At 46.3% G+C, this 23,256-nt stretch carries 21 protein-coding genes; 15 read left to right on the top strand and 6 right to left on the bottom strand.

All coding sequences use genetic code 11. The annotated features are described in order from the left end of the window. Positions 1–14: 14 nt before the first annotated feature. From OO774_RS23210 to OO774_RS23200, 3 genes are read right to left on the bottom strand one after another with little or no spacing between them, the layout of a single operon-like run. On the bottom strand, positions 15–1,619 hold the full coding sequence (locus OO774_RS23210) for a carboxyl transferase domain-containing protein (RefSeq protein ID WP_264907101.1): 1,605 nt from the start codon (positions 1,617–1,619) through the stop codon (positions 15–17). 25 nt (positions 1,620–1,644) lie between these two features. After that, the gene (locus OO774_RS23205; protein ID WP_264907100.1) at positions 1,645–2,814 is read right to left on the bottom strand and encodes an isovaleryl-CoA dehydrogenase; all 1,170 of its coding nucleotides are present in this window, start codon (positions 2,812–2,814) and stop codon (positions 1,645–1,647) included. A 27-nt stretch (positions 2,815–2,841) separates the two neighbouring features. Then, positions 2,842–3,231 (bottom strand): MerR family DNA-binding transcriptional regulator, encoded by a 390-nt coding sequence (locus OO774_RS23200; protein ID WP_014234385.1) that lies wholly within the window; start codon positions 3,229–3,231, stop codon positions 2,842–2,844. 270 nt (positions 3,232–3,501) lie between these two features. On the opposite strand from OO774_RS23200, the gene OO774_RS23195 reads away from it, so the two are divergent. The 12 genes from OO774_RS23195 (at position 3,502) to cyoE (ending at position 16,540) form a co-directional block, all read left to right on the top strand. Next, the gene (locus tag OO774_RS23195; protein ID WP_264907098.1) at positions 3,502–4,713 is read left to right on the top strand and encodes a thiolase family protein; all 1,212 of its coding nucleotides are present in this window, start codon (positions 3,502–3,504) and stop codon (positions 4,711–4,713) included. Between the two features lie 32 nt (positions 4,714–4,745). After that, positions 4,746–6,239 carry a CoA-acylating methylmalonate-semialdehyde dehydrogenase gene (locus tag OO774_RS23190; RefSeq protein ID WP_264908692.1) on the top strand — a complete coding sequence of 498 codons (1,494 nt, stop codon included), beginning with the start codon at positions 4,746–4,748 and terminating at the stop codon, positions 6,237–6,239. 20 nt (positions 6,240–6,259) lie between these two features. Continuing rightward, positions 6,260–7,414, top strand: coding sequence for an acyl-CoA dehydrogenase family protein (locus tag OO774_RS23185; RefSeq protein ID WP_264907097.1), 1,155 nt, complete (start codon positions 6,260–6,262; stop codon positions 7,412–7,414). A 40-nt stretch (positions 7,415–7,454) separates the two neighbouring features. Continuing rightward, a complete protein-coding gene (locus OO774_RS23180; RefSeq protein WP_264907095.1) occupies positions 7,455–8,240 on the top strand; it encodes an enoyl-CoA hydratase in 786 nt (261 codons plus the stop codon). Positions 8,241–8,248: 8 nt separating this feature from the next. Then, on the top strand, positions 8,249–9,388 hold the full coding sequence (locus OO774_RS23175) for an enoyl-CoA hydratase/isomerase family protein (RefSeq protein WP_264907093.1): 1,140 nt from the start codon (positions 8,249–8,251) through the stop codon (positions 9,386–9,388). Next, entirely contained in the window at positions 9,385–10,287 is a 903-nt protein-coding gene (mmsB, locus tag OO774_RS23170) for a 3-hydroxyisobutyrate dehydrogenase (protein ID WP_264907091.1), read from the top strand. Before OO774_RS23175 ends, mmsB begins: the two co-directional genes overlap by 4 nt. 198 nt (positions 10,288–10,485) lie before the next feature. Beyond that, on the top strand, positions 10,486–11,244 hold the full coding sequence (locus OO774_RS23165; RefSeq protein WP_264907089.1) for an SDR family oxidoreductase: 759 nt from the start codon (positions 10,486–10,488) through the stop codon (positions 11,242–11,244). Positions 11,245–11,829: 585 nt separating this feature from the next. Then, a complete protein-coding gene (gene cyoA / locus OO774_RS23160; protein WP_264907088.1) occupies positions 11,830–12,711 on the top strand; it encodes a ubiquinol oxidase subunit II in 882 nt (293 codons plus the stop codon). Positions 12,712–12,716: 5 nt separating this feature from the next. Then, the gene (cyoB, locus tag OO774_RS23155; RefSeq protein ID WP_264907087.1) at positions 12,717–14,753 is read left to right on the top strand and encodes a cytochrome o ubiquinol oxidase subunit I; all 2,037 of its coding nucleotides are present in this window, start codon (positions 12,717–12,719) and stop codon (positions 14,751–14,753) included. Beyond that, positions 14,743–15,357, top strand: a complete 615-nt coding sequence (cyoC, locus tag OO774_RS23150; protein WP_264907085.1) for a cytochrome o ubiquinol oxidase subunit III — start codon at positions 14,743–14,745, stop codon at positions 15,355–15,357. The genes cyoB and cyoC overlap by 11 nt, the downstream gene beginning before the upstream one ends. Continuing rightward, positions 15,357–15,668, top strand: a complete 312-nt coding sequence (cyoD, locus tag OO774_RS23145; protein WP_264907083.1) for a cytochrome o ubiquinol oxidase subunit IV — start codon at positions 15,357–15,359, stop codon at positions 15,666–15,668. Before cyoC ends, cyoD begins: the two co-directional genes overlap by 1 nt. After that, entirely contained in the window at positions 15,629–16,540 is a 912-nt protein-coding gene (gene cyoE, locus OO774_RS23140) for a heme o synthase (RefSeq protein ID WP_264908691.1), read from the top strand. The genes cyoD and cyoE overlap by 40 nt, the downstream gene beginning before the upstream one ends. A 266-nt stretch (positions 16,541–16,806) precedes the next feature. Here the strand turns inward: cyoE and OO774_RS23135 are convergent, their stop codons facing one another. After that, positions 16,807–17,850: an alkene reductase gene (locus OO774_RS23135; RefSeq protein WP_264907081.1), complete on the bottom strand. Its 1,044-nt coding sequence runs from the start codon at positions 17,848–17,850 to the stop codon at positions 16,807–16,809. Positions 17,851–18,014: 164 nt separating this feature from the next. Here OO774_RS23135 and OO774_RS23130 point away from each other — a divergent pair, with 164 nt between their 5' ends. After that, positions 18,015–18,620, top strand: a complete 606-nt coding sequence (locus tag OO774_RS23130; RefSeq protein ID WP_264907079.1) for a TetR/AcrR family transcriptional regulator — start codon at positions 18,015–18,017, stop codon at positions 18,618–18,620. 62 nt (positions 18,621–18,682) lie between these two features. Here the strand turns inward: OO774_RS23130 and OO774_RS23125 are convergent, their stop codons facing one another. Beyond that, positions 18,683–20,014 carry a basic amino acid/polyamine antiporter gene (locus tag OO774_RS23125; protein ID WP_264907077.1) on the bottom strand — a complete coding sequence of 444 codons (1,332 nt, stop codon included), beginning with the start codon at positions 20,012–20,014 and terminating at the stop codon, positions 18,683–18,685. 7 nt (positions 20,015–20,021) lie between these two features. Continuing rightward, positions 20,022–20,930, bottom strand: coding sequence for a homocysteine S-methyltransferase family protein (locus OO774_RS23120; protein ID WP_264907075.1), 909 nt, complete (start codon positions 20,928–20,930; stop codon positions 20,022–20,024). Positions 20,931–21,252: 322 nt separating this feature from the next. Between OO774_RS23120 and OO774_RS23115 the strand changes: the two genes are divergently transcribed. After that, complete coding sequence (locus tag OO774_RS23115; protein WP_264907073.1) at positions 21,253–22,077, top strand: hypothetical protein; 825 nt, start codon at positions 21,253–21,255, stop codon at positions 22,075–22,077. Further along, entirely contained in the window at positions 22,077–23,195 is a 1,119-nt protein-coding gene (locus OO774_RS23110; RefSeq protein ID WP_264907072.1) for a hypothetical protein, read from the top strand. The genes OO774_RS23115 and OO774_RS23110 overlap by 1 nt, the downstream gene beginning before the upstream one ends. The last annotated feature ends 61 nt before the right edge of the window (positions 23,196–23,256 follow it).

Genomic DNA, 23,256 nt, shown 5'->3' with positions numbered 1-23,256 from the left:
TCACATTCTGCTTTTTACATACGAAAAATGCCAAACTCACTGTCTTGAATCGGTGCGTTGAGTGCGGCATTAAGCGCTTGTGCCAAAACCTGGCGAGTATCTTTCGGGTCAATAATTCCGTCATCCCACAACCTTGCGCTGGCGTAGTACGGGTGTCCCTGTGTCTCATATAAGTCTATGATCGATTTTCGAAATGTGTGCTCTTCTTGTTCTGACCAGTTTTCACCCCGGCGTTCTTTTATGTCTTTACGAACCTGAGTTAGCACGCCAGCGGCTTGTTCACCGCCCATTACAGAAATGCGCGCATTTGGCCACATCCACATCATAGTCGGATCATAAGCTCTGCCGCACATGCCGTAATTCCCTGCGCCATAAGAGCCCCCAATGATGATGGTAAATTTAGGCACTTCAGCACAAGCTACCGCCATCACTAGCTTAGCACCGTGTTTGGCGATGCCTTCTTCCTCTACTTTTTTGCCGACCATAAAGCCAGTGATATTTTGTAAAAAGAGTAGGGGGGTTTTGCGTTTGGCGCACAGCTCGATAAAGTGCGCGCCTTTTTGTGAAGAGTCAGAAAACAGAATGCCGTTGTTGGCGACAATGCCAATTAAATGTCTCTCTATTCGTGCAAATCCACAAACCAGAGTTTTGCCATACAACGCCTTAAACTCGTCAAAGTCAGAGTCATCAACAATACGCGCGATGACTTCGCGAACGTCAAATGACAAGCGAAGGTTAGCATTGACGATGCCATACAATTCTTCTGCGTTGTAACGGGGCGGTAAGATGGAGTACTCGGTTTTTCGTACTTTGGATTGATTCGCGTTGGCAATCGCCTCGCGCGCGAGCATTAACGCATGTTCATCATTTTCTGCGTAGTAATCTGCCACTCCTGATTTTCGGCAGTGGACATCGGCACCACCGAGCTCTTCCCCTGTGACGACCTCTCCAGTCGCGGCTTTTACCAAAGGTGGTCCGGCGAGAAATATTGTGCCTTGCTCTTTAACCATGATGGAAACGTCTGCCATCGCGGGCACGTACGCGCCCCCCGCAGTACACAGCCCCATCACCACGGCGATTTGAGGTATGCCTTTGGCTGACATTTTTGCTTGGTTAAAGAAAATCCGTCCGAAGTGGTCTCTATCAGGAAAGACTTCAGCCTGATGAGGCAGGTTGGCACCGCCAGAGTCGACTAAGTACACGCAGGGAAGCCGACAACGCTGAGCGATTTCTTGCGCTCGCAGATGCTTTTTTACTGTCAGAGGGTAGTAGGTGCCACCTTTTACCGAAGGATCATTCGCGACCACCATGCATTGAACGCCATTGATCGTTCCAATACCTGCGACGACACCCGCGCAGGGAATGGGTTCATCATATACTTCCCAAGCGGCAAACTGGCCGATTTCAAGAAACTCACTCTCATCGTCGAGTAGTCTGGTTATGCGCGCTCGTACAGGAAGCTTTCCTTTGTTTTGTTGATGTAATATCGCTTTTTCACCACCACCTTGCTTGATGATTTCGGAATCAGCGTGAAGCTTGTCCACCAACTTTTCCATTGCGGCTTTGTTTGAAAGAAACAACTCTTCAGTTGGCTTGGTTTTACTTTTTATGATGGCCATAGAGATTCCTTTTCAAGGCTCGTGATTAACGTGATTCCTCGAACAACTCTCGTCCTATTAACATTCGACGAATTTCAGAGGTACCCGCACCAATCTCATACAGTTTGGCATCGCGTAGTAGCCGTCCGGTTGCGTATTCATTAACGTAGCCATTCCCACCAAGCAGTTGGATGGCATCAAGTGCAATTTGCGTCGCGAGCTCAGCGCTGTATAAGATGACACCTGCTGCGTCTTTACGGGTGCATTCGCCGCGGTCACAGGCCGACGCGACGGTGTATACATAGGATTTGGCGGCACTCATACGCGAGTACATGTCGGCAAGCTTGCCCTGAACCAACTGGAACTCACCGATGGATTTACCGAACTGTTTACGCTCATGAACGTAGGGCACCACGATATCCATACAAGCTTGCATGATCCCGAGCGGCCCTCCAGCAAGGACCACACGTTCGTAATCAAGGCCACTCATGAGTACCTCGACACCTCGGTTTATTTCGCCGAGAACGTTTGTTTTAGGTACCACACAATCGGTAAAAACAAGTTCACAAGTGTTGGATCCGCGCATTCCCAACTTATCAAGCTTCTGCGCGTCACCAAAACCTTCAAACGTTCGCTCGATAATAAATGCGGTGATTCCTCTCGAACCTGCACTAGGGTCGGTTTTCGCGTACACCACCAAGACGTCGGCATCTGGTCCATTCGTCACCCACATTTTGTTGCCGTTAAGCAAAAAATAGTCACTTTTGTCTTCTGCTTTGAGCTGCATGCTGACCACATCCGAACCGGAGTTTGGCTCACTCATTGCGAGTGCACCGATATGAGAACCGTCGATGAGTTTAGGGAGATATTTTTTTCGTTGTTCTGCAGTGCCATTGCGGAAAACTTGATTAACACAGAGGTTGGAATGTGCGCCGTAGCTTAGCCCGACAGAGGCAGAAGCTCGACTGACTTCTTCCATGGCGATAACGTGTGCAAGATAGCCCATTCCCGCTCCGCCATATTCTTCGTCTACCGTAACACCCAGTAATCCCATCTCGCCAAACAGCGGCCATAAATAGTCGGGGAACTGGTTATTATGATCGATATGGGCAGCGACCGGAGCGATGTGTTCGCTAGCAAAGGCATTCACATGATCCCGGAGCATATCAATGGTTTCGCCGAGACCAAAATTGAGTGGGGTGTAAGCGGATTTCATAACATTTCCCCTGTAGTAGGATTAAAGTCAGGGATGCGTGGATATTTTATTGTGTTTCTGTAACGTCTGTAAGCAACGTTCTTTCGCCGCGTTTAGCTCTCCCATCACAACGCCGATGTCATTCATCTGTTGTTGGAGTAACGCTTGTTTTTCTTCAATGATATTGAGCATTTTTAGGAGTTGCTCATCGGTTTGTTGAAGATCATAAAGTTCAAACAGCTCACGAATTTCGGCGAGTGAAAAGCCTAACCGCTTACCTCTTAATATCAACTTGAGACGTATTTTGTCTCTGCGCTGATAAACACGCATATTCCCTTTCCGCTCTGGCTCTATCAGGCCGACATCTTCATAAAACCGGATGCTTCGAGTCGTAATATCGAACTCTTTTGCAAGCTCACTAATTTTATATTTTTCCATCACACACTTACCTCAAATTACTTACCTCGAATAAAAACTAGCTTCTCGAAGTCGGACCCTGTGGTGAAAGGTCGGAGGAAATTTATTCTTTTATCAACTTGTTTCTTTACCTCACTGTAAAGGCTAGTGCTATGCTTACGTAAACGTCAAGAAATCACAGTGCGAAAGATTCGTCGTTTGATTTAAAACTTAAGCTGGTTTGAAAGTTTGTGATAGCGACTGTGATGGGTAAATTCGTATGCTGTGATACATCGTAAAGGGTGTAGAATCATGGGAAATGACATCTGGATTGTCAGTGCGAAAAGAACTCCAATCGGACGCTTTCAGGGGCAACTGCAAACATTTTCTGCTCCATCATTAGGGGCAATCGCAATAAAAAGTGCGCTCCAGCAAGCGGGACTCGCAGCCGTCGATGAAGTGTTTATGGGCTGTGTGTTACCAGCAGGTTGCGGTCAGGCACCTGCTCGGCAAGCGGCTCTCGAAGCCGAACTGCCAATTTCTACTGGTTGCACCACCATCAACAAGGTGTGTGGTTCCGGCATGAAGAGTGTGATGTTAGCGCACGACCTGATTAAAGCGGGCACCATACGTTCGGCTGTCGCTGGTGGCATGGAAAGTATGACTAATGCACCTTACCTGATGAAAGACGCGAGAAGTGGCATGAGAATGGGGCATCAGTCCGTTTATGATCATATGTTTCTCGACGGATTAGAGGACGCCTACGAAGGGCTTTTGATGGGGGTGTACGCTCAGCAAATCGCCGACAGACTCCACTTCAGTCGTGAAAAAATGGACGAGTGGGCAGCCATGTCAGCCACGCGTGCCCTAGAAGCACAAGAGCAAGGATTGTTTGAAGAAGAAATCTCGCCGATAGACATTCGCACTAAATCGACCTCTGCTCTTCTGGGTTACGACGAACACCCGCGTTCGATTAACTTCGAAAAAATTGCCCAGCTGAAACCAGCTTTTGATATTCATGGTTCTGTGACAGCCGCTAATTCGAGTGCAATTTCAGATGGTGCCGCCGCACTCGTCTTGATGGATGAAGAAACCGCGCAGCACCATCATCTCTCACCACTGGCCATTATAAGAGGCCACACCACGCACGCCAGAGAACCTGCAGAATTTACTCTCGCTCCAGTTTATGCGATCGAGCAATTGTTATCAGAGCTCGATTGGACGATAGATGAAATTGATCTTTGGGAGATCAACGAAGCGTTTGCGGTTGTCACGCAAATCGCTATCGCTGAATTGGGGCTCGATCCTGACAAAGTCAACATTAAAGGCGGGGCGTGTGCACTTGGTCATCCTATCGGTGCCAGTGGAGCACGAATACTGGTGACGTTGATCCACAGTTTGCGTCAGCTACAGGCGCTAGGTGTGGATGGCGATTCAGGCAATAAAAAAGTTATGCGAGGGATTGCCGCGATTTGTATCGGTGGTGGAGAAGCAACAGCGATTGGTATCGAGATACCACTTTAATTCCAGCAATATCAGTAAAGGAGTAGTCAATGATGACTCGTTTGGTCCCCTCATTTATTGGTGGTGAGTTTCGTGAATCTCAAACAGCAGATTGGATAGAAGTCACCAACCCTGCCACAAACGATGTGATTGCGTACGTTCCGTGCTCAACGAATGACGAGTTGCATGCTGCGATCGACAGTGCCAAGGCGACATTCCAAACCTGGAAAGAAGTGGCTGTCTCCGAGCGCGCACGACTCATGCTTCGCTACCAGCATTTGTTAAAAGAGCATCACGAAGAAATCGCGGTATTGCTTTCTCATGAAACGGGCAAGATTTTAGCTGATGCCAAAGGAGACGTTTGGCGCGGAATTGAAGTGGTTGAACAAGCGGCGAATATTGCCAGCAACCTAATGGGTGAAACGGTAGAAAACGTTGCGACTGATATCGACAGTTACTCGCTGATTCAACCCTTGGGCGTGTGTTGCGGTATCACGCCGTTTAACTTCCCGGCGATGATTCCGTTATGGATGTTTCCAATTGCGATTGCCAGTGGTAACACCTTTGTTCTTAAGCCTTCAGAGCAGGTGCCTTTAACGTCGATTCGTCTTGCTGAATTGTTTGAAGAAGCAGGCGCTCCAAAGGGGGTATTGCAGATCGTTCACGGACGTAAAGAGCAAGTGGACTTTCTACTCACACATAACGATATTCGCGCGATCTCTTTTGTCGGCTCAGTCCCGGTGGCGCAAGATATTTACACGACAGGTACACAGCACTTTAAGCGGGTTCAGGCCTTTGCTGGTGCCAAAAACCATATGGTGATTATGCCAGATGCTAACAAAGAACATGTGCTAAACAATCTAGTCGGTTCGTCCGTTGGTGCAGCAGGGCAACGCTGCATGGCGATCTCAGTTGCCGTGTTTGTTGGCGACTCGAAGGCGTGGATTGCCGATTTAAAAAACGAAATGGCAAAAGTACACCCAGGCGCCTGGGATGATGAAGAGGCTCACTATGGACCACTGATCAGCGAGCAGGCGAAACAGCGCGTTTTAGGCTTGATTGAGTTAGGTAAACAGCAAGGTGCGGTGTGTGAACTGGATGGAAGCCAGTGCGAAGTGGATGGATTCCCTGATGGTAATTGGGTTGGACCGACTTTGTTTAGCGGAGTAAGCACGGATATGTCGATTTACACTCAAGAGATTTTTGGTCCGGTACTGGTTTGTATAGAAGTGAACACCCTGCAAGAGGCCATTGATCTCGTAAACCGTAACCCTTACGGAAATGGCACATCGATTTTTACCGCCAACGGTGCGGCTGCGCGAAAATACCAACACGAGATACAAGTAGGTCAGGTGGGGATCAATGTCCCAATCCCAGTGCCTTTGCCGTTTTTCTCCTTTACCGGCTGGCGAGGGAGTTTTTATGGCGATCTCCATGCCTATGGTAAGCAAGCCGTGCGTTTCTACACCGAAACCAAAACCGTCACGTCGCGTTGGTTCGATGACGATATTCCTAGCGGGCCAAACCTCACGATCCACCTGCGCTAAGCCGATAACAAGGAGCTTTTATGGACTTTGAACTCAACGAAGATCAACGTGCATTTTCCGATACAGCGCAGCAGTTTGCCGCTGAGCGTTTGGCTCCCATGGCAGCGGAATGGGATGAAAAACAGGTCTTCCCGAAAGAGGTGTTGCGAGAAGCGGGCGAGTTAGGATTTTTGAGCCTTTACACACCGGAAGAGCAAGGCGGATTAGGGCTTAGCCGTTTAGACTCGTCGATCATTTTTGAACAATTATCCATGGGCTGTACTTCGACAACGGCGTTTATGACCATCCATAATATGGTGAGTTGGATGATAGCCAGTTTTGCCAGTGACGTGGTTAAAGCGCAGTTTTGTCCCAAATTAGTGACGGGTAAGTGGCTAGGATCTTATTGTTTAACAGAGCCAAATGCGGGGTCTGATGCGGCTTCACTGATCACTTCCGCCACGAAAAAAGGCAATCAATACATTCTCAATGGCAGCAAAACGTTTATTTCTGGAGCTGGAGATACCGATATTTTGATTGTAATGGCGAGGACCGGAGGACCAGGTGCGAAAGGTGTTTCCGCCTTTGTGGTTGAGGCAAATGCGAAAGGCATCAGCTACGGGCGTAAAGAGCCGAAAATGGGGTGGAACAGTCAACCGACTCGTGCCGTCACATTCGAAAACGTCACCGTTCCAGCAAATCAGCTATTGGGTGAAGAAGGACAAGGCTTCGTCTTTGCGATGAAAGGATTAGATGGCGGGCGAATTAATATCGCAACCTGCTCAGTCGGGACGGCGCAACAGGCTCTTAACCACGCGACTCAGTATATGCAGGAACGTAAACAGTTCGGCAAAGCGTTAGCGCAATTTCAGGCGCTGCAGTTTAAATTAGCAGACATGGCAACAGAGCTGGTTGCAGCAAGACAACTGGTGCGCTACGCCGCGAGTAAACTTGATAATGGTGATCCAAACACCACCACTTATTGTGCCATGGCAAAACGTTTTGCAACGGATGTCGGGTTTCAAGTCTGCGACCAGGCCTTACAACTTTATGGTGGTTATGGCTACATCAAAGAATACCCGATGGAGCGTTATCTCCGCGACGTTCGTGTGCATCAGATCCTTGAAGGTACCAACGAGATCATGCGTTTGATCATCGCACGCCGTTTGTTGTCGGCAGAATCATCATTACTGTAGATCTGCATTCGAACAATTTCATCAGGAAAGGATTCGAACTATGTCATCACCTCAAGACGCTATTCAACACACTATTAATGATCATATCGCTGTGATTACGATGAATAACCCGCCTGCAAATACTTGGACGGCGGACAGTCTCAACGCGTTAAAAACACTCGTCCTTGAGCTGAACCAAAATAAAGAGGTGTATGCGCTCGTCATAACAGGGAATGGAGAGAAGTTTTTTTCAGCAGGCGCAGACCTCAAACTCTTTGCTGATGGAGACAAAGCGGTGGCACTCGATATGGCTCGAGCGTTTGGGGAGGCGTTTGAAACATTGTCAGATTTTCGTGGGGTTTCCATTGCCGCAATAAACGGCTACGCCATGGGCGGAGGGTTAGAAGTCGCGTTGGCGTGTGATCTCCGAGTAGTGGAAGAACAAGCGGTGCTGGCATTACCAGAAGCAAAAGTGGGTCTGCTGCCATGTGCGGGTGGGACGCAGAACCTTACGGCTTTAGTTGGTGAAGGCTGGGCTAAGCGTATGATTCTTTGTGGTGAACAACTCAGCGCAACTCAAGCAAACGAACTAGGATTAGCAGAGGAGCTTGTGGCGAAAGGGCAATCGTTGATTAAAGCGATGGAAATGGCAGAGTCAGTATCAAACCAGTCTCCATCTTCTGTGGCGGCGTGCAAAATCCTTATTCAAAACATGCGTTCAGCTCCGAGGAAACATGGCTTAATCAAAGAGCGAGAGCTGTTCTTGAACCTTTTTGATACCGAAGATCAGGCGGAAGGTGTTCGTGCTTTTCTTGAGAAACGTCAACCGAAATGGAAAAACCAATAGGAGGCCAAATGGCAGGGATGGTAACGATCACCGAGATGGATTGTGCAGATGGTATTCACCGAATTGGCGTGGCGACGTTAGACAATGTTTCGTCTTTAAATGCGCTTACCTACGACATGTTAGTTCAGCTCCATGATCAGTTGCTGAAATGGAAGGATGACCCCCATTTGGTGTGTGTAGTACTCACCGGTGCCGGAGAAAAAGCCTTTTGCGCAGGTGGTGATGTGAGGGCTATTTATCATGTCATGGATGACGAAGGGAAAGACACCACTGCCGAGTTTTGTACCCGCTACTTTACGTTGGAGTATGAGTGTGACTATCTCATCCACACCTATAACAAGCCTATTATTGCTTGGGGTGAAGGCATTGTGATGGGCGGTGGAATGGGGCTCTTCATGGGGGCGAGCCATAGAGTGGTGACACCCAAGTCGCGTCTGGCAATGCCGGAAATTAGTATCGGCCTTTATCCTGATGTTGGTGGGACTTGGTTTTTAAGCCAGATTGACCCTGACTTGGGGTTGTTTCTGGGTTTGACTGGTGCATTAGTCAACTCGAGTGACGCTGTCACAATTGGTTTTGCGGATTGGTTGCTGCTGGAAGAGCATTACCCAACATTATTGCAGGAGCTACAAACCTTGCCCTGGGGAAGCAGCAATGCGAAAGAGCTGGTGAATGCACTGTTAGCTCTGATGGAAGAAGGCGTGATTGATAGCAAACCAACTACTCAAATTCGTCCATGCTTAGAGCAAATTAAACAAGCGTGTAGAGGTAGCGATCTCAACCTTATTGCCCAGAAAATCATGGCAATGGATAACATTAATCCGTGGCTGGAAAATGCCAAGCAGACATTTGCTGCCGGCAGCCCAATCACAGCACATATTTGTTTTAGACAAGTCAAAGAATTTCATAGCCTACCACTGGCGGACTGCTTCCGGATGGAACTGACACTTTCTGTTCGTTGCGCCTTACTAGGCGAGTTTAAAGAAGGCGTGCGCGCGAGACTGATCGATCGCGATGGTGAACCAAACTGGATGTTTAAGAATGTGACTGAAGTCGATGAAGATCTTATTGATACCCTATTCACTTCGCTTTGGTCAATAAATGAACATCCACTTGCGGAATTAGAAAACGAAGGAGAATTATCATGAGTACCATTGCATTTATAGGCTTAGGCAATATGGGGAGTCCGATGGCACAGAATTTATTGGCATCCGGATTCAATGTACAAGTTTTTGATTTGGATACTAAAGCGGCAAAAGCGTTAGAACCGTTTGGCGCTATCGTTGCCAGTTCATTACAAGAAGTGGTTGATGGAGCGGGCACCGTTATTACTATGTTACCAGCCGCATCACAGATTAGGAGTGCTTATCTGGGAGACCTACATGGTGGTGTGGGCGTACTTAATCTTGTCGCTCCCAATACGTTGCTCATAGATTGTTCCACCATCGATCCGGATTCAGCACGACTCGTCGCGAATGAAGCGGCAAATAAGCAATTGTTGTTTGTTGATTCTCCCGTATCAGGAGGCGTAACGGGAGCGAAAGCTGCAACCTTGACATTCATCGTTGGTGGTTCGGATGAGGCATTTTCAAAAGCAAATGCTATTTTGCGATACATGGGGAGAAACGTGTTCCATGCTGGAAAAGCGGGCGATGGTCAGATGGCGAAAATCTGTAACAACTTGATGCTCGGTATTTTGATGTCAGGAACGTGTGAAGCGTTGAATCTTGGTATTGATCATGGCCTCGATCCTAAGGTGTTGTCGAACATCATGCTGCAAAGCTCTGGTCGAAATTGGGCATTAGAGCTTTATAACCCTTGTCCTGGCGTGATGGAAAGTGCGCCGGCAAGTCACCAGTATCAACCGGGGTTTATGAGTAAATTAATGTTGAAAGATTTGGGCCTGGGATTGGATGCCGCTTTACAAACGCATTCTTCTGTTCCTATGGGGGCGCTTGCTCGCAATCTGTATGCATTTCATAACTCTAGCGGCAATGGCGAACTCGATTTCTCAAGCTTGTTTGAGTTTTATAAAAACCAAAAATAAGTGGGATTAGCCATTGGGAGAGGTTCCCGACCATGCTCGCAAATTTCCTTCAGGAATGACGATGTTTGCTACTGAATATCGTCGTTCCTACAGGCCTTAGTGAGTTATACGGAATTTAATGAACGCGAGAGTGACATTTGCCGTTGTGATAAAATTGCAATGTTGTCAAAAGTCCTCACAAAATGTTGGAGCACAGCCATGGATTTAAGAAACAGTGTTATCGCTATTACTGGCGCGGGGCAGGGGCTCGGACAGATGACAGCGATTGTTCTTGCTCGTGCAGGAGCCGATTTAGCGCTGCTCGATATTAATGAAAATGGATTGCGTGAGACCCAACAGCAATGCCAAATGTTAAGTGGTAAGGCCTTCATTTACCAACTAGACATTACCAATGAGCGGCAAGTAGAAGGTGCATTTGACGAGATTCTGCAAGACTTCGGGCAATTGAACGGGCTTATCAATAACGCCGGTATAATCAGCGATGGTTTGCTGGTCAAAGCAAAGGATGACGTTATCAGCAAGATGTCTCTGGAGCAGTTCACTATGGTGATGAATGTCAACGTAACTGGCACTTTCCTTTGTGGTCGAGAGGCGGCAGTGAAAATGATAGAAACTGAATCCAGTGGTGTGATCATCAACATTTCAAGTGTTGCGCGTGCGGGAAACATCGGTCAAACCAATTATTCTGCTTCCAAAGCGGCGGTTGCAACCATGGCGACCACCTGGTCACGCGAGTTAGCCAAATATGGTATCCGCGCGGCGGCAATTGCACCGGGTGTCGTACACACCCCAATGGCTGGGAATATGAAACCGGAAGTAATAGAACGTCTGGAAAAAATGATTCCAGTAGGAAGAATGGCAAAGGCGGAAGAAATCGCACAGTCAGTCAAATACATCCTTGAAAATGAGTACATTACAGGGAGAGTGTTAGAAATCGATGGCGGTCTGCGGATGTAACCCAACTAATAGAGTTTAGGGTTATAACTGACTTATTCTAAAAGACATTTGCTTTCAGTTTTGAGTGTGGCTGGGCATGTGTTTAATCATTCATAAATTAACTAAATGTTATGTTTGTTAGATAACTTATAAGTAAATACCTTGTAAAAAATACGTGAAATCATTATGTTGATCTATGTCACATTTTTTGGCCTGGGGTTTTAGTGATTATGATGTCAGTTTCGAGTGACTAACTCGTCAACAACCAACGTTTATTATTTCCATTTAAGCTACACCCTTTCAGGCATAAAGGCTTCTAATTCTTAGTTAAGCTGCTTCGCTGAGAATCCCCTCTCTTTACTTTCTGTTGATAAATGAAATGTTAGTTTCCAGATATGGCTCGTGAGCTTTAACTGCTAAGTCCTCATAATGCGGCCGAATGTAACATTGTATTTCAAAGTGTAACAATATACTCACACTGCTTGTGGGGTTTTAATTGCGTTTTGACGTTTAATGTCGCATACGCTCAACACATAAACATTCTAATGACTATAACAACTGGTTCTAAGCGTTTGCTTTGAAACCAGACAACCATCGAGAAAGTTAATGGAAGCCTCAAGATACAAACGCATCTTATCGAGAGGGAGTCTGGCATCCGTCATACTTTTGCTCTCAGGATGTAATTCTGCTTTGCTTGACCCCAAAGGTGCTATTGGTGTCCAGGAAAAAGAGCTGATCATCACTGCTCTTTTACTGATGTTGATCGTCGTGATCCCCGTGATTCTAATGACGATTTACTTCGCCTACCGATACCGAGCAAGTAACACCGAAGAAGAGTACGCACCTGAATGGTCGCACTCGACCAAAATCGAAGTGGTGGTATGGACTATTCCAATCATCATTATTGCGATTCTAGCCGCTATCACATGGCGTTCTACCCACGAACTGGAGCCATCTAAGCCTCTGGAAAGTGACGTAAAACCGATAACGATAGAAGTCGTGGCGCTAGATTGGAAATGGCTGTTCATCTACCCGGAAGAAAATATCGCGACGGTTAACTACGTAGCGTTCCCAAAAGATGTGCCAGTTCAGTTCAAATTGACGTCCGACAACATCATGAACGCGTTCTTCATTCCTCGTTTAGGTAGTCAGATTTACGCCATGCCAGGCATGGTAACCAAGCTAAACCTGATTGCTAACCATGAAGGTGACTTCAAGGGCTTTGCGTCGAACTTTAGTGGGGAAGGTTTCTCACAGATGAAGTTCACTGCGTCAGCTATGCCTGATCGCGCTGCATTCCTGAATTGGGTGCAGAAAGTTAAAGCGAGTCCAGACCGTATTGAAGACTGGGTACAGTACAGCACGCTAGCTGAACCTAGTATTGCTGAGCCGGTGACCTTGTTCTCAAGCGTACCTCCGTTCTTGTTCAGTAATGTCGTGACTCAGCATCCTGGTTCTATGAACTGTTTGCCTGAAAACCAAGGATAATCGCAATGTTTGGAAGATTAACTCTGGATTCATTCCCATTCCATGAACCCATCATCGTTATTACCTTAGCGATAGTGGCTTTGGTTGGCTTAGGCGTAGCTTACGCAGTCACTAAAGCGGGTAAATGGCAGTATTTGTGGAATGAATGGTTTACTTCGGTAGACCACAAAAAACTTGGCTTTATGTACATCGCGGTAGCGATGGTAATGCTAATTCGTGGTTTCGCTGACGCAGTCATGATGCGTAGTCAGCAGCTACTTTCCTCAGCGGGTGAAGCAGGCTACTTGCCACCACACCACTATGACCAAATCTTTACCGCCCACGGCGTGATCATGATTTTCTTCGTTGCCATGCCGTTGGTTATTGGCCTGATGAACATCATCGTGCCACTGCAAATTGGTGCGCGTGACGTGGCTTTCCCGTACCTGAACAACCTGAGTTTCTGGTTGTTTGTTGTTGGCGTGATCCTAACCAACATGTCACTAGGTTTGGGTGAGTTTGGTCGTACTGGCTGGTTGGCGTATCCGCCACTGTCAGGTATCGAAGCAAGTCCGGGAGTCGGGGTCGACTATTGGATTTGGGCACTGCAAATATCGGGTGTTGGTACGACGCTAACAGGTGTGAACTTCTTCGCAACTATCCTGCGCATGCGCACGCCTTCAATGCCAATGATGAAAATGCCTGTTTTCACTTGGGCATCGCTGTGTGCAAACATCCTTATCATCATTTCATTCCCAATCCTGACGGTCACTATCGCGTTACTAACGCTGGATAGATATCTGGGGATGCACTTCTTTACCAATGATCTTGGCGGCAACGTAATGATGTACGTCAACCTGATTTGGGCATGGGGTCACCCAGAAGTGTACATTCTGATCCTGCCGATTTTCGGTGTGTTCTCAGAAGTCACCGCCACATTCTCGCGCAAGAAGCTATTTGGTTACACCTCACTGGTATGGGCAACAGTTGTAATTACGGTACTGGCGTTTGTTGTTTGGCTACACCACTTCTTCACCATGGGTTCTGGTGCGAACGTCAATGCGTTCTTTGGTATTGCCACGATGATCATTTCTATCCCAACCGGGGTTAAGATCTTCAACTGGCTATTCACCATGTACAAAGGTCGCATTCGCTTTACGACACCAATGATGTGGACCGTAGGCTTTTTGATCACCTTTACTGTTGGTGGTATGACAGGTGTATTGATGGCGGTACCGGGTGCGGACTTTGTTCTACATAACTCTGTATTCCTGATTGCACACTTCCACAACGTAATTATCGGTGGTGTGGTATTTGGTTGTTTCGCAGCCATCACTTACTGGTTCCCGAAAGCAACAGGTTTCACCATGAATGAAACTTGGGGCAAACGTGCGTTCTACCTTTGGATTATTGGTTTCTTGATGGCGTTCCTACCGTTATACGCGTTGGGCTTTATGGGCATGACCCGTCGTCTGAGCCAAAACATCAACCCGGAATTCTTCCCGCTACTGGCGGTTGCAGCGGCTGGTACGGTAGTGATTGCTCTGGGTGTACTATCTCAGTTCATCCAGATCTACGTAAGTATTCGTGACCGTGAGCAAAACCGCGATCTTACTGGTGACCCGTGGGGCGGTCGTACCCTTGAGTGGGCAACGTCTTCACCTCCGCCATTCTACAACTTCGCACACCTTCCTAAAGGTGATGTTCTGGATGCTTTCTGGTACCAAAAACAAAGTGGTGAGTTTGATCCAACCAAGGAAGTGGAATACGAGCGTATTCACATGCCTAAGAACACGCCAACCGGGATCTACGTGTCTGCTTGGTCACTGTTATTCGGTATTGGCATGATTTGGTACATCTGGTGGCTGGCTGGTTTGAGCCTGGTTGCCATCATCGTGACGAGTATCAAACACAGTTATAACGATGACGTGGATTACTACGTTGAAGTTGAAGAAATCAAAGCGATTGAAGCGGCACGACGTGCGCAGCTTGAAGAAGCGAAGAAAGGTTCAGTGAAAGACAACGAAAACAAAGATGATCTGGAGGTGACGTATGCAAACTAATGTCGCTGCCCATCATGACCATGATCACCACCACGATGCTCACCATGACACGAATGGCAACAAGCTGTTTGGATTCTGGGTTTACCTGATGAGCGACTGTGTATTGTTCGCAACTTTGTTTGCTACGTACGCCGTACTATCTAGCAACTCGATTGCAGGCCCAACAGGTAAAGACATTTTCGAATTGCCTTTCGTGTTCGTTGAAACCATGTTGCTGCTATTCAGTAGTATCACGTTTGGTTTTGGCATGATTGCGATGAAACGTAATGATGTTGCTGGCCTTAAACGCTGGCTGCAAATTACTTTTGTGCTGGGTCTTGGCTTCATCTGCATGGAAGTCTACGAGTTCCATCACTTGATTGCTGAAGGTTACGGCCCTCAGGAAAGTGCGTTTCTCTCTGCGTTCTTTACATTGGTAGGTACGCACGGTTTGCACGTGTCATTTGGTCTTATTTGGTTGGCTGTGGCTTATCACCAACTCTCAACCAAAGGCCTGAACGATAACATGGCAATGCGTTTTAACTGCTTGAGCCTGTTCTGGCACTTCCTGGATATTGTTTGGATCTGTGTCTTTACCATCGTTTACTTACTGGGGGTAATGTAATGGGACAACATATTGATACAAGTGCGTCTGATTACGTTAAAGGTTTCGTTGCGTCACTTATCCTAACGGTGATTCCGTTCTACTTTGTTTGGGCGCAATCACTACCAGAGACCACGACATACGCGATTTTGTTTGGCTGTGCATTGGTTCAGATCTTTGTGCACTTCAAATACTTCCTGCATATGGAAGTGAAGACAGATGATGGTCGCTGGAATCTGGTTTCACTGATGTTTACCGCCATTGTTGTGCTTATTCTGATCGCAGGTTCGATCTGGATTATCTACAACATGAACGTCAACATGAAGTTGTAGGCCAAGGTATGCTGAAAAGTTATTTGTCTATCACCAAACCGGGCATTATTTTCGGCAACCTGATTTCTGTTGCGGCGGGGTTTTTCCTCGCCGCAAAAACAGAACCTGCTAGCCTGACGTTGTTTCTGACAACGCTGGCTGGTGTGGGGCTTGTCATTGCTTCAGGTTGCGTGGTGAACAATATTTTTGATCGCGATATCGATCAAAAGATGTCGCGTACTCAGAACCGTGAGCTAGCGAAAGGTAACATCAATATTGATGTCGCGTTTGTCTATGCTTTGGTTCTGCTTTTGGTTGGAACGGGCTTACTGTTTCAGCTTGCTAATCCGCTTTCTGCCGTTGTTGTTCTTCTCGGTTACGTCTACTACGTGTTCTTTTACACCATGTGGTACAAGCGTAACTCGGTTTACGGCACTTTAGTCGGCAGTATTTCAGGTGCTGTTCCGCCATTAGTTGGCTATCTGGCAGTGACAAACTTCATTAGCTTAGAAGCCATTTTGCTGTTCACTATGTTCTGCTTGTGGCAAATGCCGCACTCGTACGCGATTGCCATGTTCCGTATGCAAGACTACCGAGAAGCGGGCATTCCCGTACTGCCTGTTAAAGAAGGCATCCATAAAGCTCATCGTCATATGAAAGCGTACGTGGTGGCCTTTGGTGCTGTTTCATTGGGACTCTTTTTGCTCGGTGAAGCTGGGTATGAATACCTGGCTGTTGCAGCTGTTGTTTGCTTTATGTGGACAAAAGTGACTTTCCGCAGCATTGATGATGAAAGCTACGTTGCGTGGTCGAAGTCGGTGTTTAAAGTCTCTTTGCTGGTAGTTATGGGAATCAGCGGTGTGCTGGGAGTAGAGTTACTTACGTTGGTGTAATAAGTGCGATAAAACAGCGACTAACGATAAATGTTAATCGCTGACTGACCACATAAATTTGTTACTGCGCACGATGTTTATTCTGCAGCGTCATTCCGAGGAGCCTTAGCGACATCAGGAATCTAATCACCGCAGACTCGTTGTTACAGTCACCCCCTTTAACGCAGACACTCTTGGTTATTAGATCCTGAATCGTACGGTTGTTCTGAGTATGCCGCTCGCTGTTATACGAGCGGCACTACTCAATTAAACGAGCAAAGGGGGGATTAGACCAGTGTCTCTAGCATCGCTGCATCGTACTCGACAAGTTGTTTATTTTCTTGAACTCGACTGATGTAATCTGGATTGGCAATAAATGGACGACCAATCGCAATCAAATCGAATTTATTCGCCTCAATCGCTTCCGCGCCTGTTTCTGCGGTATAACCACCCACACCCATCAGTGTCTTTGAGTATGTCTCACGCATGTATTGCGATACGCGGCCACCAAGGAAATCGAACTCCATGCTGTCATCAAACATACCTTCATGCAGGTAAGCTAAGTTACGCTTTTCAACTTCTGGTAGGAAGTAATCGAACACCTGACGGTCACGAGGATCGGTTTCCATGTGTGCGTAACCAGCAGGGGATACGCGTAAGCCAGTAAGTTCTGCGCCGATACACTCAACTACCGCGTCGATAACTGCGAGTGGGAAGCGAGACATATTTTCTACTGTTTCACCGTATTCGTCTGTACGGCGGTTGGTATCAAAATGCAGGAACTGATCGATCAGGTAACCATTTGCTGCATGGATCTCAACGCCATCAAATCCGGCGTCGATAGCGTTTTGAGCTGCCTGTGCATAGTCTGCTACTAACTGAGCAATCTCTTCGTGAGTTGCCGCTTTAGGGACGGTGTAAACGAGTTCGCGCATTCGAGGAACAGTGCCATCAAATGCTATCGCAGACGGAGCTAATACGTACTCGCCTCCAAAGAAGTGCGGATGAGCCACTCGTCCAGTATGCCAAAGCTGGGCAAAGATCTTACCGCCGCTCGCGTGCACGGCATCAGTTACTTTCTTCCAACCTTCAATCTGTGCTTGGGTAAAAAGCCCCGGAGTATTCGGGTAACCCTGACCATCAGGACGAATAATCGTTGCTTCCGAGATAATCAAACCTGCGTCAGCACGTTTCGCATAGTATTCCACCATTGCATCAGTAGGCACTAGATCATCGTCTGCCATACAGCGCGTGAGTGGCGCCATTGCAATTTTGTTTTTTAGTGTGATTTTGTCGTTGAGTTTATATGCTTCGAATAATGTTGTTGTCATGAGCATGCTCCTAATGAACGCTAGAGTAATATGCTAACTCTTTTTTGAATGATCATTCAAGAGATTCTTGAACGTTCATTCAAATTGCTTGTGAAACCATGTTAACCTCAGTAAACTTAAGGTGTTTGTAAGGTCATAGAGCCCAGTTAGTTGAGAAATACCAGATGAGAAATGCCGAATTCGACCGAAAGTATGTTTTAAGTTCAGCGATGAATGAGTTCATCGCTAAGGGCTACAATAAAACCAGCATGCAGGACTTAAAACGTGTGACCGGGCTGCATCCAGGTTCTATTTACTGTGCCTTTGAGAACAAAAGAGGCCTATTGCTTGCCGCTCTTGATCACTATGCGACAACAAAGTCTCAGTCTTTTGAGCAATTCTTTGACGACCCTAAACAGATCTTATCTGGCTTCGAGCGTTATCTTCTCGATATTATTGATTCTAGAGAGTGTGATAACGGTAACGGTTGTTTGTTACAAAGATCGTTAAGTGAGCTTGATCAACAAGATGAAGAGGTTGAGCAAATCATTTGTAACATGCTCGATCAGTGGAAGTGCAATATCCAATCTAAGTTAGAGCTAGCAAAAGCGAACAATGAAATCGACTCAGGTACGGATTGTGAGTTGTTGAGCGATTTTCTGGTGATGAACATTTACGGTTTGCGATCGATTTCTAGCACTAAACCATCCGAAGCCCGTCTGACTGAACTGGTAAACCAAATCATGTTGAGTTTAAAGAGCAGTTGTGTGGATGAAAAAGTAATCGGGTAGGTGTATTTATATTGATGAAAGGATGGCTATCAGGCCATCCTTTTTCGTTGAATAGATTCGTTTTATGCTGTGGTTGGTTTTAATCGATGTTGGCGACGACTGTAGATGTATAACGCAATTCCTGGAATATACAGAATCGCTGAAAGCAATAGCGTATCGACACCAGCCGCATAAACCAGCCAGAGGCCGTAGATAGTCGCTCCAAAACCAATGAGCTTTAATTTGAAACTCGCTCTAGTTTGAATGGAAAGCTTCAGCAGGTACGCGGCCACCAAGAAGTACGGTATCAAAATCATCGAGGTCGAAACCAGTACCAAGGTGTTGTAGCCTTCACCAGTAAACATCACAAGAACCAGGCAGAATTGTACGGTTAAACTGGTCAATAGCAGCGAGTTTTTCGGTGTGCCGTTATCGTTTGATTTAGCGAAATATTTCGGAAACGCACCATACTTAGCTGCGGTATAAGGCACTTCTGCAGAATACAAAATCCAGCTTAAGTAAGAAGCCAAAACTGAGACGATTAAACCGATACTTATCACCGCTTTACCCCAAGTGCCAGTCATCATGGCCATCAGACCTGCCATTGATGGATTCGGGATCGCAGTGATCTCCGCACGTGAAGCGATTCCAAGCGACATAAGAGAAATCATTACGTATAAGATTAATGCTGCGATGACACCAAGGTAGGTTGCGCGGCCGATATCTTTCCGATTTTTGGCTCGGCTTGATAAAATCACAGCGCCTTCAATGCCCGTAAATACCCAAAGCGTGATCAACATTGTCCCTTTCACTTGTTCTATAAAAGGTTGTTGAAGGGTTTCTCCTTGCGTATCAATATGAAAAGTATCGGCATCAAAGAAGTAGTAAGCTGCGCAGACAAAGAGGATTAACGGTACACTCTTAGCCAACGTCGCCAGCAAATTGATAAAGGCGGCTTGCGTGACTCCTCTTAGAATCAAACTATGAACTGCCCACAGCACCATAGACTCGCCAATGAAAGCATAGATGGTGGTACCGTCACCAAATAACGTGAAGTCTGGAATATCTACAAAAGCGCCGAGCGCAGCAAAGGCGACGACAAGGTAGCCAACAACACCGATGGTCGCACACAACCAATAGCCCCATGCAGAAAGGAAGCCAGCGAGATCACCAAACCCTTCTCTTGCGTACGCATAAATACCACCATCTAACTCTGGTTTAAGACGCGATAGATATAGAAAGCAACCAGCGAGAAGTAGAATACCGACACCAGTAATCGTCCAGCCGACGATCATCGCATTGAGTCCGGCTACCTCTGCCATGTTTTGCGGCAGGCTGAATATTCCTGCGCCAACCATTGAACTAAAGACTAACGCTGTTAAAGCGGTCAAACCAATTCGATTTCCTTGCGACATATCTAACCTAACCTTTGAAATGCTGACTTAGCTTAGCAATGTGTTCGGGCCCGATACCACAGCAACCACCGATGATAGACGCGCCAGATTGACGCCATTTTTCTGCCCAAATCAGGTAGGCATCGGGGCTTAAGTCGTCACGGATTTCATCGAGACCATCATTCGCGGTTGCGTCTTTTGGTTGCGGAGGAAAAGCATTCGCGTAAACACCAAGGCGGATGTGAGATAAACCAAGTTCCTCTAGTGTACGCACTGAGACTTGTAATGCTTCTTCTACGATTTCTGGTTGGCAACAGTTAAACAAAATGGCGCTTACCCCGGCTTGTGCCATGGTTTTCACCGCCTGTTGTACCGTCTCACCGGAGCGCAGACATGGCTCGTCAGTAGGCTCTGAATCTTCAAGTGTAAACGAGACCCAAAACGGCTTTTCTTCAGAGGTTAATTCATCGACCAGTACTTTTACTGCCACAGATTCGGCAATTAAGCTTTGCGTTTCGGCGAGCCAGAAATCGATAGAGTCTGACAAGCCGAGAATTAATGGAGTCGCTAAGTCACGTACGTGTTCCTGATCGTACAGGTCTGGTCGGTATGAACCGAATAGAGGAGGAAGTGAACCCGCGACTTTAGCCTCAGTCCCTTGCGCCGCTTCCTTTGCCACTTGGCCAGAAAGCGCAGCGAGTGATTGTCCTGCCTCTTTGAAGCGCGCTTCTCCGATATGGAAAGGCACCAATGCGTAGCTGTTAGTTGTGATTACCTGAGCACCACTTTGAATGTAGTCATTGTGGACATCTTTAACGATTTCTGGCGTTTCGATCATAGCAAGTGCTGACCACTCCGGCTGACGAAAAGGCGCACCACGACGATTTAATTCTCGTCCCATACCACCATCAAGAATCAACATCGTATTTGTTTTCATTTTTCTTACACCTTTAAATGGAGATCTAGCCGTTTGGATGGCTAAAATTAAATGAGAACGTTACCAATTTCAACCGTTAATTGTCAGTTTGTTCATATTCGCTATTAAGTGATTAGGTTTTGAACAGATCAGCTTGTACATAATTTATAAAGACGATGCTTGTCAGTGAGTAGTTGCGTTGAGTGACTTCTTGTACGTTCGCATGCATTAGATGAATCGAATATTGCGTGAATAGCGATTCAATAGAGTCGTGCCCATTGTCATATCGGCGTAATAACAATTAAGTAAATTCTTCACAAAAATGAAGGAACGAACCATTGTTATGAACGACGTACTAACACGGATGTGGAACCACAAATATGCGCCATGGATTTTTAAACTAGGTTGTCTGTTATTGATAACTTTAATTCTATTAGTTATTCAATTCCCCCGCGCGGAACTGCCACAGGTCAACTCATTTAACCAGTTATCCTGTTCGGAGATCGACCAAAACTATCGAGCCGCTTCTGGTCAAGAGCGGTTGGATATACTCATTCCTGCTCATGCTTTAGCGATTCCTTTGCTATCAAAATTGTGCAAGGACGCTGTTTTCAGTCGCGCATATTCAGATATCGTGGCGCATTGGCTTCCTCGTCGTCAAGTAACGCCACAGACCATTTACAGCCAAAATTTTGATGTTATGTGGGCAAGGGAATACCAACTAGCAGGCTTGAGTCCAGACTATGCGAATTACTACGACAAACTGCTCAGCCTGTCTGGGTATGATGTGTTGTGGTATGCCAACCAGGCGATCAATGAGTCGTTCTTAAAGACCCATCGAATCGGTTTATTGAACGATACCTTCAGCCGTTCTGGCTATCAGCTCCCAGTTAAACAGTTAACGTCGCTCTCGATTGATGTCAGCTCTTCGCAGGTGACCTTATACCCAACGCGTAAAGCGATGATTGAGGCTTTCGTACAAGGGAAAGTGGATGTGATTGCGGGTACAAATTACAGCCCACTTAACCAATCCGAAACGAAGCTACATAAAGCAATCATTGCAAGTGGTGTTTCTGCTGGTGGATGGTTTGTATCCCGTTCGGTGGTTAGTTTTTCTGATAAGACTTTCCGTGAGCGATTAACTCAGGCGTTAGGAGAAATAGGATAATGCGCTTGAAAGCTTTAGTGCAAGGTACCTGGAAGAGGTTGGCGGGACTGACATTACTCTATTTGCTGGTTTCGCTAATTAGTGGGTTTTACTTTACTCAATCCCATTATTTGCAATTTGTAGATCAACAATTAATGACGGCACGAAGTCAGATATGGTTTGATGGGGCGGAAATGGGCGAGCGTCCAGAAACGCAAAGCATTTTTAAATTGAAAAGCCAGATATTGCTGGATCAGGTTAGCTGGAAAAATCCGTTACAAATCTTTAGTCAGTGCCATACCGTCTCGTTGTTAGTGCCATCTTCCAACGAAAATGAGTTAGGGTTACCTTTTACATTCTCACTTGATCTTTCTCCAGAGCAAACCAGTGACTTGATTACAATAAGGTGTCAATTACAGGGTGAGGACTGGCTTTTTACTTCTGTTGTACTCGCTGTTTTGTCGATATTGCTGATTTCATTTCATCCACGCCCGTTAAAAAGCGATGATTTGACATTGCTTAAGCGGTTGCGGCTTTTGGTTGGTGAAAGTGTTGATCAAAAACACTGGAAAAAAGCCATTGAGAAGTTTCGTGAAGCAAACCCGAACAAGGACATCAATGAGGACTATCTTAGCCAATTACTCAAATCCAACTCGGAGCAGTTTCTATCCATAGAAGACAAAGTCACCTTACTTGAACAAGCATCGCGGCCACTTACTTTGTCGTTTTTAATGAATAATGGCAATGTCGAAGTACGTATAAATGAAGTTGCGATCCCAATGTCCATCACTCCAGCGATTTACTGGTTATGGTATGCGAAAAAGCGGATAAGTGAACAAAATGATGGGTGGGTACTAAACCCGCCAAGTAATCGACCTTCTCAAACCTTGGCTTCCGAATTGATTACGTTAATGGAAAGCCATGGTGGTCATGGCAGAGCGATCAGCGAACTAAAACAACACGGATTAAAAGCGAAAACGCTCGATCAAAATCGCAATAAAATTAAAGACGCGTTGGTCAATGTCCTGGGAGAAAGCTTTGTCGATCAATTGGGCTTTGAAAGCGATAAGCAAGCTGATACCGCTCAGTCGATTTACCGTGTGAAGATATCTCCAAATGCAATTTTAATAAATGGATAGAAATTTAACTTAATGATTTAAAATATAAAAAACTTAGAGATATCTCTAATTACTGTAGAGT

It is taken from the genome of Vibrio sp. STUT-A11, from assembly GCF_026000435.1.
Classification (GTDB): domain Bacteria; phylum Pseudomonadota; class Gammaproteobacteria; order Enterobacterales; family Vibrionaceae; genus Vibrio.
Note: the sequence above shows the minus strand (reverse complement) of the source record. Positions and strands in the feature narration are given on the sequence as shown.